Below are 11988 nucleotides of genomic sequence, written 5' to 3' on the forward strand. Positions count from 1 at the left end.
TGAGCGTGCTGGCCGGTGCGGCGCCGGCCGCTGGCGAATCGTCGGGGCTGAGCCTGGTGGCCGCCCAAGGCGCGGTGCAGCTCCAGGCGCAAAGCGACCGGCTGGAGCTGGCTGCGCAGCAGGCGCTGGACATCCAAAGCGCGGCGGCCCACCTGGACGCCACGGCGGCGCGCAGCCTCACCCTGGCCACCGCCGGCGGCGCACGCATCACCCTGAGCGCCCAGGGCCTGCAAGTGCACTGCCCGGGCACCTTGCGCATCCAGGCCGCGCAGATCCGCATGCTCGGGGCAAAGCGGGTGCAGCCCTTGATGCCGCAGATGCCTCAGGGCGAGCTGTCGTTGCCGCAGGAGTTTCCGTTCTCGGTGTGAGCCGCTACGCACGCACACCTTGCACAACATGTTGATCAGTCCCCCCTTTGTGCCCGAGCAGGGCGCCATGAGTGAAGACGCCTGGCTGGACGCTGCTGTGCGCGGCTGCGACCATGGGCTGTTTCCTGTGAGCCACCGCCTGGGCTGGCACGGTGGGCGGCATCTGCAAGCCCCCCACGATGGGGCCACCAGCATCTTGCCCGTGTGCGCCATTGCCGATGGCACGGTGCTGTACGTACGACAGCGCAGCGCGACGCCAGCGCTGACTTACGCCGGCGGCTACCACAGCGACGGCGTGGTCGTGTTGCGCCACGACACCGAGATCGGCGCGGACACGCAAAACCGCCCCGTGCGCCTGCGGTATTACTCGGTGTCCATGCACCTGCACCGCATCGAGCCCACCGTGCGGGTGGGCCAGCGCCTCCACCGCCAAGACCCGCTGGGCCAGGCGGGCCACATCCTGGGCCAGCCCAATGTGTTTCAACTGACCATCTGCCTGGACGACGAGAACCTGCAGCGCCTGCTTGGGCGTCCGCCCGGTGCGCTGGACGCGCAGCGCCACGGGCGCACCGACGTGATCTATGGCGACGCCTATGTGCGCCTGCCCGAGGGTACGCCGGTGTATGCCCAAGACCCGGGCACCACCTCGCGGCCGCCGGCCGGCGCGGTGGTGCTCATGCGCAGCGCCGAGCCCTGGATCGTGGGCCTGCACCACGAGCGCGGGGCCATCGAGCTGAGCACCTACGACGCCGCAGGCCAGGTGCTGGGCCGCGTGCGCGAAGACGCCCCGGCGGAGTATGCGCTGTACGAGCGGGCCTGGGCGATGAGCCGCGCCTGGAGCGCTGCCTTGGGCCAGCCGGTGGCCCCGGCGGCGTGCTACGAGCTGCTGCGCTGGGCGCGCGTGCTAGGGCCGCAGCCGCTGCCTGCGGCCATGGCGCACTGGCGGCGCATTGCCACGCCGCGCGGCAGCGGCTGGGTCAACCTGAACGCTGCCGATGCGACCCGGTTCAGCGATGCCGACTTCCCGCCCTGGCGCGGCTGGCAGTGCATCGACGACAGCCGAGACGGCGACAGCCGGTGCGACAGCCCGCACATTTGGCAATTGCTCGATGCCGACGGTGATGGGCGCCTTGGTTTGGAAGAAGCCCAGGCCCGGCTTGCTCGAGCCGAGGTGCGCGCGCGGCTGGCGCGCACGATCTGCAAGTTCCCCAGCGAATGGGATGCCTCCACCCTGGAGCAGCGCTGGGGCTGGCTGCGCCAGCCCAGCGCGCATCACCCCAGCGGCATGGACGAACAGGCTTGGCAGCGCTTTTGCGCGCATGCGCGCGCGCTGTGCTTCGACTGCCCGGAGCTGTTCCAAGCGCGCTGGCATGTCGATGCGCGCGCCTTCATCGGCCAGATGCGCCGCTGCGGCTGGCGATCGCGCGAGGAACTCGTCCAACTGGTGCCCAGCCATGCCATACGAACGACCACGCGCAACGGGCATCGGGCGGTGATGTGGGAGCAGGTGCCGGAAAGCAGTGTGGACGTGCAGCGCAACCCAGTGCTTCAAAATCACCTTGTCCCTCTCAACAAGATGCTACGCGCCTACGGCATCGACACACCGATGCGGCAAGCCTGCTTTTTTGGCAATGCCATCCAGGAAACGGGGTGGTTGCGCAACCTGGCCGAGGCGGGCGGACAAGGCTTGTGGTACGCCCCCTGGTACGGGCGGGGCTTTTTGCAACTGACCGGCCCGGGCAACTACTGCGAGTACTGGCGCTGGCGCGGGCGCGAGGTGCCCCAAGCGCTGCAGCGCGCCCTGGAGCAAGCCTACGAGACCACCTACCGGCTGCCTGCGCCGCAGCGCAACAATGAGCGGCTGCGCGATGTGCATTTCCCGCAGTTGACGCAGCAGATGGTACGGTGGCGCGATAACGTGCAGGCAGACCCCGATCCTGACCAGCCGGAAGAACAATGGGCCCCCTCCGACAGCGCCGGTTTTTACTGGCTAAAGTCCGGCATGGCCCGCCATGCCGACCAGGCGCATGAGGTGCAGCGCCAGGAGGTCTCGACGAATCAGGGCTTCAAGGTGTACTACCGCAGCGCGGCCTTCTGGCGCGCCAGCGCGGCGGTGAACCTGCCGGCGGCCGTGGAGCGGCTGTACAGCCCGGCGCTCAACGGCTTCGACAGCCGCTGTTGTGCCTACGGGGTGGCGCTGGCGGTGCTCACCGAGATGAGGCTGCCCGATGCGCAAGGAGCGCTCACGCTGCGCTATCCCGAGGGTTACACGAGAAGGAGATGGGGGTGAGCAAGCGATGGATGCTGGCCGTGTGTGCCGCGCTGGCCGTGGGCGCGGCGCAGGCCGATGTGAGTGGCTCGGCAGACAACCCGACGAAGACCGCCGTTCTGGACATGGGGCCGGGGTGTCGCATTCGATTGATTGTTCCAGAATCAGCGAGTGTGTCTGGCGGCCGGCATGGGCGTGGCTCTGGGAGTGTGACGGTTGAAAACCCCCTCAACCTCCAACGCAAGACCTACATCGAGCCGTTCAGATTGCGCTTCATTTGCCACGACGCAGACAGCAAAGTCGTTACCGATGGTTGGGGTAAACGTTTGTCCAATGGGGAGTGGGTGGCCAGCGTTCCTGAAGCAGACGAAGTCTTGTTCAAGGGGGCGACACGGGCTCATCAGGTGCACGCTGTCAATGCATCGGGATGGGCTGTTGCTGTCGATGATGTCATTGGTGAGGAGCGTTATCGATCGCGCAAGCTGTATTACTGCGTGATCCATACGGTCAAGGCAGTATGCGGCCACTCTGAGATGGGTTTATTGGCTGAGATCCGCCGCAACCCGCGTCATGACCTGACGACCTATGCGCTGAAGATCCTGCGCAGCATCGAGTTCATTGACGACGCCGTACCCGCTGCGCCGTCGGCGTCGCAGCCAGTGATGCGGTGAGTCGGCGCGGGGTGCATGCCCTGTGGTGTGGCAGGTTTGCTCGTTTGGCTCAGCCATTCACCAGATGGGCCGAGGGCTCAACGGGGTGTGCCTGGCGGGCCCGAGTTCGTTGCGGTCATGCGGTGGCTCCGGTGGGCGCAAGCTTTGAGCGCCGATCACTGGTACAGATGCACCACGGCATGGATGTGGGGGCCGATACAAGGTTTCGCGTATAGCGGTTTGCCGCGATGCGGGTTCATCGCCGCGACGACACCACGATGCCCGCGGCGATGAGCATGAAGGCGGCGGCATGGAACCAGCGTGGCGGATCGCCCAGCAGGGCGGCGGACATCACCGCCGCGAACACGGGGGTGAGGTTGCCGAAGAAGGCGGCGATCGTGGGGCCCACGGCGGCCACGCCCAGGCCCCAGCAGCGGTACGCAATGAGCGACGGGCCGATGGCGACGTAGGCCAGCAGCAACAGCACCCAGCCGTTCCAGCTGAGGTGGGCGGCCCCGGCCGTCCATTCGCCCAGCGCGGCCCCCCCCGCCCAGAGCAGGCCGATGGCCATCTGCGCCATCAGGAACTCGGCCCAGGGCCAGTCGCGCTCGCCGGGCCCGGGGCGTGCCAGCATCCAGCTGTAAAAGGCCCAGGCGATGACGGCCATCAGCATGTAGAGGTCGCCGGGGACCAGCCGCACCTGGCGCAGGGTGTCCCAGTCGCCACGCGAAAGCACCAGCAGCACCCCGGCCAGGGAGAGCAGCGCACCCAGCACTTGGGCGTGCCGCGCCCGCTCGCCGTAGCACAGTGCTCCCACGGCCAGCATCCACACCGGCATGCTGGCGGCGATCAGCGTGACGTTGATCGGGCTGGAGGTGGTCAGCGCCAGGTACTGCAGTGCGTTGTAGCTGCCCATGCCCAGCAGACCCAGCACGGCAAAGCGCCGCCAGCGCGGCCACAGCGGGCTGCCCGCCTGCAGGATGCGCCAGCCCAGGGGCAGCAGGATCAGGGCGGCGATCGCCCAGCGCAGGGCATTGAGCAGCAGGGGCGACACCGTGCCGACGGCCAGGCGGCCGGCCACGGCATTGCCGGCCCACAGCAGGGGCGGCAGGATGAGCCACAGCAGGGTCAGGGGGGCGATGCGGGCCATGGGGATGGGACGCCCCGAGGCGCCCCCGGGATAGCGGACAGGTCAGGGACGCGGCATGTTAGCGCCACACTGCCAGCACTGCTCGAACGGTCCATCGATCCTCTCCCCGCACGCGGGGCAGGTCCAGTGCAGCTCGTGCGGGTGCTGCAAGGCGTCGAGCAGCTCGCGGGCGTGGGCCCATTGCTCGGGGTGCTCGATCCAGACCTCCGGCAGGCTCTGGTCGGGCGGGATTTCGCCGGCGATGCCACCGGCGAAGTAGCGCTGCACGCTCGCCTCGACGCCGGCTCGCGCGAGCCAGTCCGCCCACAGTGTGGCGATGGTGACGTTGGGCGCCTGTGCGAGCCGTTTCATGACCGGGATCATGCCCCCAATCGTGCAAATCCGTCCAGGCGGGCTTATCGTCAGGGCTGATCCCCCTGCATCGAGGAGAACCATATGCCCAAGGCCATCCAGATCCGGCAGTTCGGCGGCCCCGAACAGCTCCAGCTCGTCGACGTGGACGTCGGCGAGCCCGGCCCCGGCGAGGTGCGCATCCGTCACCACGCCTGCGGCCTGAATTTCATCGACATCTACCAGCGCACCGGGCTGTACCAGGGGGCCTTGCCGCTCACGCTGGGCATGGAGGCCGCCGGCGTGGTCGAGGCCGTGGGCGAGGGCGTCACCCACCTGGAGCCCGGCCAGCGGGTGGCCTACGCCAGCCAGCCGCCCGGAGCCTACTGCGAGGTGCGCGTGATGCCCGCGCGCTGCGTGGTGAAGCTGCCCGACGGCATCGATTTCGAGACCGGCGCGGCCATGATGCTCAAGGGCCTGACCGTGCAGTACCTGCTGCGCAAGACCCAGCCCCAGGGCGGGTTGCAGGAGGGTGATCCGGTGCTCTTCCATGCCGCGGCCGGCGGGGTCGGTCTGATCGCCTGCCAGTGGGCGCGTGCGATGGGGCTGCAGCTCATCGGCACGGCCGGCAGCGACGAGAAGTGTGCACTGGCCCGCGAGATGGGCGCGGCCCATGTCATCAACTACAACAAGGAAGACTTCGTCGAGCGCGTGAAGGAGATCACCGGCGGGCGCGGCGTGAAGGTGGTTTACGACTCCATCGGCAAGGACACCTGGGAGCGCTCGCTGGACTGCCTGCGACCCTTGGGTCTGATGGTGAGCTACGGCAACGCCTCGGGCCCGGTGCCGCCGATCCATCTGGCCACGCTGGCGGCCAAGGGTTCGCTCTACGTGACCCGGCCCACGCTGTTCACCCACCTGGCCACGCGCGAATCCACCCAGGCCATGGCCGACGATCTCTTCGAGATGGTGGGCAGCGGCCAGGTGAAGATCCGTGTGGACCAGCGCTACCCGCTGGCCGAGGTGGCCCAGGCACACCGTGACCTGGAAGCGCGCAAGACCACCGGCTCGACCGTGCTGCTGCCCTGATCAGGCCCCCGGAGCGGCCGTGTTCTGCCCGGGGTGATGGCCCACCGCGCCGCGGTAGGCGTGCCAACTGGCATGGCCGAGCACCGGGCCGATCACCAGCAGCCCCAGGAAGGCCGGCAGCAGCGCCAGCACCACGAGCAGCGTGATCAGGAAGCCCCACCAGAGCATCACTCCGGTTTGGGTGAGGCATAACCGCAGGCTGGTGAGCGCGGCCGAGATGGCATCGGTGTGCCGGTCCAGGATCATCGGCAGGCTCACCACACTCACGGCAAAGATCAGCGCCGCGAACACCCCGCCCACGGCCACGTAGGCGACGATGAAGTTCAGGTTCTCCGGGGCGAGCAGCTTCCACAGCGAGCCCTGGAAGTCGGGCATGTGATCGAAGCTCACCGCGAAGACCACCAGCGAGGCCCGGCCCCAGAGCATCTCGAGGATCAGCAGCACCCCGCCGAAGATCGCCATGGTGCCCAGCTTGGCCTCCCAGGCCAGCAGCGAGCTGCCCAGGTCGGGGCGCTGACCCCGCTCGAGCCGGCGGCTGGCCTCGTACAGGCCCAGGCACAGGAAGGGCCCCATCAGCAGGAAGCCGGCGCTCAGCGCCAGCGTGTAGGCCGGGGCGTGCTGGTAGACGGTCAGCAGCAGCCAGCCCATCCCCGCGAAGCAGGCCCCGTAGAACAGCCCCAGGCCCGGGCAGCGGGTGAAATCCTGCCAGCCGCGGGCCAGCCACCGCAGCGGGTCGCGCCAGCCCAGCGGATGCAGCGGCAGGTCGAAGACGGTGGGCGGCGGAGGTGAGACCTCGGGGGCATTCATGGCGAGACCGTCGGCACGGGAATGCAGACGATTGTCGCAAGCCGTGCACGCCGGTACGCCCGGGACTTCCCCGGAACGCCTCAGCCGGCGCGTTCGCGCCGCACGCGGCGGATCTCGTCGAGGATCAGCAAGATGGCGCCGAGCGTGATGGCGCTGTCGGCCAGGTTGAAGGCCGGGAAGTGGCGACCGCCGGCATGGAAGTCGAGGAAGTCCACCACGTAGCCGTGCCAGGCGCGGTCGATCACGTTGCCCACGGCCCCGCCCAGGATGAGGGTCAGGGCCCCGGCGAAGAGCGGCTCGTGACCATGGCGCCGCAGCAGCCAGATGATGAACACCGAGGCGGCCAGCCCCAATGCGATGAAGAACCAGCGCTGCCAGCCCGAGGCCCAGGCCAGGAAGGAGAACGCCGCCCCGGGGTTGTGCACGCGCACGATGTTGAAGAAGGACGTGACGGGCAGGCCTTCTCCGAGCTGGAAGTGCTGCAGGATCAGGGCCTTGGTGAGCTGGTCCAGCACGACGATGACCAGGGCGATGCCGAGCCAGCGGCTCAGGCGTGCAGCAGGTGCGGTCTGGGGGGGCATCAGGCCGCCTCGCGGGTCTCGCCCGCCCCGAAGAGGTTGCTCACGCAGCGCCCGCACAGGGTGGGGTGTTCGGCATCGATACCCACGTCGTCGCGGTAATGCCAGCAGCGCTCGCACTTGGGCGCGGTGCTCGGTGTCACCTGCACGGCAAGCCCCGGCCCTGCGATCACCGTGGCCGCCGAGGTGATGAGCACGAAGCGCAGGTCCTCGCCCAGGCTGGCCAGCAGCGCGTGGTCCTCCGGGCCAGCGGTGATGCGCACCGTGGCCTGCAGCGAGGCGCCCACCTGGCCGGCGGCCCGCACGGTCTCGATCTCCTTGTTGACCGCATCGCGGATCTCGCGGATGCGCGCCCATTTGGCCAGCAGCGCCTCGTCGCCGGCAGCCGGGAAGCCCCAGAAGGTTTCGGTGAAGATCGACACCGACGCGCCCGGCGCGAACACCTGCCAGGCCTCCTCGGCCGTGAAGCTCAGGAAGGGGGCCATCCAGCGCAGCATGCCGTGGGTGATGTGCCACAGCGCGGTCTGGGCCGAGCGGCGCGCGCGCGAGCCCGGTGCGGTGGTGTAGAGGCGGTCCTTCAGCACGTCGAGGTAGAAGGCGCCCAGATCCTCCGAGCAGTACACCTGCAGCTTGGCCACCACCGGATGGAACTCGTAGACCTCGTAGTGCGCCAGGATCTCGGCCTGCAACTGGGCCGCACGCGCCAGGGCGTAGCGGTCGATCTCCAGCATGTGCTCCAGCGGCACGGCATCCTTGGCCGGATCGAAGTCGCTGGTGTTGGCCAGCAGGAAGCGCAGGGTGTTGCGGATGCGGCGGTAGGCGTCCACCACACGGGCGAGGATCTTGTCGTCGATGCCCAAATCGCCCGAGTAGTCGGTGGAGGCCACCCACAGGCGGATGATCTCCGCGCCGAGCTTGTCGCTCACCTCCTGGGGCGCCACGACATTGCCCAGGGACTTGCTCATCTTGCGGCCCTGGCCGTCCACCGTGAAGCCGTGGGTGAGCAGGCCGCGGTAGGGCGCGCGGCCGTACATCGCGCAGGCCGTCAGCAGCGAGGAATGGAACCAGCCGCGGTGCTGGTCGTGGCCTTCCAGGTAAAGGTCGGCTTCGGGGCCGCTGTCATGGCCGGCACCGGCATGGCTGCCCTTGAGCACCGTGGTGTGTGTGGTGCCGGAGTCGAACCACACTTCCAGGATGTCGGTGCTCTTGGTGTACCGGGCCGGGTCCGTGGGGTCGCCGATGCGCTGCAGGATCTCGGCCGCGGTGAGCTTGCTCCAGGCCTCGATGCCGCCGGCCTCGACCACCTCGGCGGCCAGATCGATGATCTCGGGCGTGCGCGGGTGCGGCTCGCCGCTGTCCACGTCCAGCAGGAAGGGCAGGGGCACGCCCCAACTGCGTTGACGGCTGATGCACCAGTCAGGCCGGTTGGCGATCATGTCGCGCAGCCGGGCGCGGCCGTTCTCAGGGTAGAACTGCGTGTGCTCGATGGCCTCCAGCGCCATTTGGCGCAGGGTCTTGGGCGCCTTGTCGGTGGTGAAGATGCCATCACCTTCGTCCATGCGTACGAACCACTGCGCCGCCGCCCGGTAGATGACCGGTGTCTTGTGGCGCCAGCAGTGCGGGTAGCTGTGGGTGATGGTTTCGGTGGCGAAGAGCCGGTCGTGCTCACGCAGCGTCTCGATGATGGCCGCGCAGGCCTTCCAGATGTTCTGGCCACCGAACAGCGGCAGCGCGGCCTCGTACTGGCCGTTGCCCTGCACGGGGTTGAGGATCTGGTCGTAGGCCAGCCCGTGCGCCACGCAGGAGTTGAAGTCCTCCACGCCGTAGGCCGGTGCCGAGTGCACGATGCCGGTGCCGTCGTCGGCGGTGGCGTAGTCGGCGAGATAGACGGGCGAGAGCCGGTCGTAGCCTGGGTGCACATGCGCCAGCGGGTGGCGGAAGTGGATCAGCGCCAGCGCACGGCCCTTGGTGGTGGCCAGCACGCGGCCTTCCAGGCCGTAGCGCTTCAGGCAGGCCTCCACCAGCGATTCGGCCAGCACCAGCAGGCCGCGCGGGGTCTCCACCAGCGCGTAAGTGATCTCGGGGTTGAGGTTGAGGGCCTGGTTGGCGGGGATGGTCCATGCGGTGGTGGTCCAGATCACCGCATACATCGGCCGGCTTTCCAGGCCCTCGGGGCTGCCGTGGGGCAGCCCGGTGTCGCGGAAGAAGGCCTGCAGCAGCTTCTCGGGCTCGGCGCACAGGAAGCCCACATCCAGCGTCTGGCTCTTCTTGTCCTGGTATTCGATCTCGAACTCGGCCAGCGAGGAGCCGCAGTCGAAGCACCAGTAGACGGGCTTGAGGCCGCGGTAGACGAAGCCGCGCTCCATCACGCGCTTGAAGGCGCGGATCTCGTTGGCCTCGGTCACGAAGTCCATCGTGCGATAGGGCGCATCCCACTGGCCCAGCACGCCCAGGCGCTTGAAGTCGGCCATCTGTTGAGCGATCTGCTCGGTGGCAAAGGCGCGGCTCCTGGCCTGCATCTCGTCGCGCGGCAGGTTGCGACCGTGCAGTTTCTCGATGGCGTTCTCGATGGGCAGGCCGTGGCAGTCCCAGCCGGGGATGTATTGCGCATCGAAGCCGGCGAGCTGGCGCGCCTTGACGATCATGTCCTTGAGCACCTTGTTGACAGCGTGCCCGATGTGGATCTTGCCGTTGGCATAGGGCGGGCCGTCGTGCAGCACGAACTTCGGGCGGCCGCAGCGGGCTTCGCGAAGGCGCCGGTACAGGCCCTGCTCGTCCCAGCCCTTCACCCAGCCCGGCTCGCGCTTGGGCAGGTCGCCGCGCATCGGGAAGGGGGTGTCGGGCAGGTTCAGCGTGGATCGGTAGTCTTTGGCGTCGCTCATGGTCGTGGGGCGCGCGAAGGCGCATCAGGGTCTCGGGCCCGTTCAGAGGGCTGGGCAGGCGCGGGCCCGATCTCGCCGCGCAAGGCGGGCGTCAAATTCGGTCGCGCGTGGTCTGGCGGCGCGTGCGGCCGTGCAGCGAGGCGAAGTAGGCGCGTGCGTGGGCCACGTCCCGGTCGATGGCGGCCTTCAGGGCCTCCAGCGTGTCATAGCGGGCCTCGTCGCGCAGTTTGTGCAGCAATTCCACACGAACGATTTTACCGTAGCCCCCCTCGGGCCCCAGGGCGTGGGGCCAGTCCAGGCAGTAGACCTCCAGCAGCACGCGGCCGCTGTGGTCCACCGTGGGGCGCAGACCCAGGCTGGCCACACCGTCCAGCGGTTCATCGGCGAGCCCGTGGGTGCGCACCGCGAAGACGCCCTGCGCCGCCGCCTTGGGGTGGGGAAAGCGCAGGTTGAGGGTGCGAAAACCCAGGTCGCGGCCCAGCTTGCGGCCATGGATCACGTGTCCGCTCAGGCTGTAGGGGCGCCCCAGCAAGCCGGCCACCCGCTCCATGTCGCCAGCGGCCAGGGCTTCGCGCACGGCCGAACTCGACACGCGCAGGCCGTGCACCTCGTAGCTCATCATGCGCGCCACGTCGAAGCCGCGCTGCTCGCCCAGGCGGTCGAGCAAGGCATAGTCGCCGCTGCGCTTGGCGCCGAAGCGGAAGTCGTCGCCCACGAGCACGTACTTCGCGCCCAGACCCTGCACCAGCACTTCCTCGACGAAGGCCTCGGGCGCCAGGCTGGCCAGGCGCTGATCGAAGGGCAGCACCACCACCTGGTCAATGCCACAGCGTTGCAGCTCGGTGAGCTTGTCACGCAGCGGGGCGATGCGCGCGGGGGCCAGCTCGGGCTTGCCCAGCACCTGGGCGAAGTAGTCCCGCGGGTGCGGCTCGAAAGTCAGCACGCAAGGGGGCAGGCCGCGGTGCTGGGCCTCGTTGCACAGCAGGGCCAGCATCGCCTGGTGGCCCCGGTGCACGCCGTCGAAGTTGCCGATGGTCAGCGCACAGGCGCTCGCCAGGCCCTGGTGATGAAAGCCGCGGAAGACACGCATGGGCACCGATTATCCGCCGCCCGGGCCGAGGATGTCCTGGGGCCCGGTGAGCCATCGCCACTGGCCCGGGGCCAGATCGTCCGGCAGGGCCAGGGCACCGAAGCGGCTGCGGTGCAGCCGCTCGACGCGGTTGCCCACGGCGGCCACCATGCGCTTGACCTGGTGGTATTTGCCTTCGGTGAGGGTCAGGCGCAGCGAGCGTTCCCCGGTGGCTTCACAGGCGGCTGCGCGCACCGGCAAAGGGTCGTCGCGCAGCACCACGCCGGCGAGCAATTGCGCCACCTGCTCGGGCGTCACCGGGGCGGCCGTGACAACTTCATAGACCTTGGGCACGTGCTTTTTCGGCGAGGTGAGGCGGTGGATGAGGCCGCCGTCGTCGGTGAGCAGCAGCAGGCCGGTGGTGTCCTGATCGAGCCGTCCGATGGGCTGCACACCGCGGGTGCGCAAGGGGCTGGGCAGCAGCGTCATCACGCTGGGCCAGGCCGACGGCTTCTGGGAACACTCGTAGCCCGCGGGCTTGTGCAGCATCACCAGGGCCTTGGCATGGAAGGGCCAGTCCTGGCCTTCCACACTGAACACCAGGCCTTGCGTATCGACTGCTTCGTCAGGGTCGTCGCAAACGTGCCCGGCGATGCGCACCTCACCGGCCAGGATGAGGGCGTCGCAGTGGCGTCGGGTGCCGAAACCCTGGCTGAAAAGGACGTCGCGCAGTCGCATGATGGGGGCTCTGGAAACGAGACAGCCGCCCGAAGGCGGCTGGCCGGCGTGCAGTGTA

11 protein-coding genes are annotated in these 11988 nt (G+C 68.8%); 4 read left to right on the forward strand and 7 right to left on the reverse strand.

Annotation, left to right across the window (positions count from 1 at the left end; translation table 11 throughout):
• The 3 genes from AC1ECW_RS14855 to AC1ECW_RS14865 all read left to right on the forward strand — a co-directional run.
• A partial coding sequence (locus AC1ECW_RS14855) for a DUF2345 domain-containing protein (protein WP_481202141.1) occupies positions 1 to 368 on the forward strand: 368 nt, incomplete at its 5' end.
• 67 nt (positions 369 to 435) lie between these two features.
• Positions 436 to 2658 (forward strand): M23 family metallopeptidase, encoded by a 2223-nt coding sequence (locus AC1ECW_RS14860; RefSeq protein ID WP_481202142.1) that lies wholly within the window; start codon positions 436 to 438, stop codon positions 2656 to 2658.
• On the forward strand, positions 2655 to 3308 hold the full coding sequence (locus AC1ECW_RS14865; protein WP_481202143.1) for a hypothetical protein: 654 nt from the start codon (positions 2655 to 2657) through the stop codon (positions 3306 to 3308). Before AC1ECW_RS14860 ends, AC1ECW_RS14865 begins: the two co-directional genes overlap by 4 nt.
• A gap of 235 nt (positions 3309 to 3543) precedes the next feature.
• Here AC1ECW_RS14865 and AC1ECW_RS14870 read toward each other — a convergent pair whose 3' ends face one another.
• Together AC1ECW_RS14870 and AC1ECW_RS14875 are read right to left on the reverse strand one after the other, a co-directional pair.
• Positions 3544 to 4437, reverse strand: coding sequence for a DMT family transporter (locus AC1ECW_RS14870; RefSeq protein ID WP_481202144.1), 894 nt, complete (start codon positions 4435 to 4437; stop codon positions 3544 to 3546).
• Between the two features lie 42 nt (positions 4438 to 4479).
• Positions 4480 to 4788, reverse strand: coding sequence for a DUF2007 domain-containing protein (locus tag AC1ECW_RS14875; RefSeq protein ID WP_409708072.1), 309 nt, complete (start codon positions 4786 to 4788; stop codon positions 4480 to 4482).
• An 84-nt stretch (positions 4789 to 4872) separates the two neighbouring features.
• Between AC1ECW_RS14875 and AC1ECW_RS14880 the strand changes: the two genes are divergently transcribed.
• Positions 4873 to 5856: a quinone oxidoreductase family protein gene (locus AC1ECW_RS14880; RefSeq protein ID WP_481202145.1), complete on the forward strand. Its 984-nt coding sequence runs from the start codon at positions 4873 to 4875 to the stop codon at positions 5854 to 5856.
• Here AC1ECW_RS14880 and AC1ECW_RS14885 read toward each other — a convergent pair whose 3' ends face one another.
• The 5 genes from AC1ECW_RS14885 to AC1ECW_RS14905 form a co-directional block, all read right to left on the reverse strand.
• On the reverse strand, positions 5857 to 6663 hold the full coding sequence (locus tag AC1ECW_RS14885; RefSeq protein WP_409708078.1) for a DUF2189 domain-containing protein: 807 nt from the start codon (positions 6661 to 6663) through the stop codon (positions 5857 to 5859).
• 80 nt (positions 6664 to 6743) lie between these two features.
• Positions 6744 to 7244: a signal peptidase II gene (gene lspA / locus AC1ECW_RS14890; RefSeq protein WP_481202146.1), complete on the reverse strand. Its 501-nt coding sequence runs from the start codon at positions 7242 to 7244 to the stop codon at positions 6744 to 6746.
• The gene (gene ileS / locus AC1ECW_RS14895) at positions 7244 to 10123 is read right to left on the reverse strand and encodes an isoleucine--tRNA ligase (RefSeq protein WP_481202147.1); all 2880 of its coding nucleotides are present in this window, start codon (positions 10121 to 10123) and stop codon (positions 7244 to 7246) included. The genes lspA and ileS overlap by 1 nt, the downstream gene beginning before the upstream one ends.
• A 91-nt stretch (positions 10124 to 10214) precedes the next feature.
• On the reverse strand, positions 10215 to 11213 hold the full coding sequence (locus AC1ECW_RS14900) for a bifunctional riboflavin kinase/FAD synthetase (protein WP_409704318.1): 999 nt from the start codon (positions 11211 to 11213) through the stop codon (positions 10215 to 10217).
• Between the two features lie 9 nt (positions 11214 to 11222).
• Positions 11223 to 11930, reverse strand: a complete 708-nt coding sequence (locus AC1ECW_RS14905) for a 16S rRNA pseudouridine(516) synthase (protein WP_409704320.1) — start codon at positions 11928 to 11930, stop codon at positions 11223 to 11225.
• Positions 11931 to 11988: the final 58 nt, after the last annotated feature.

It is taken from the genome of Caldimonas hydrothermalis (assembly GCF_056746695.1).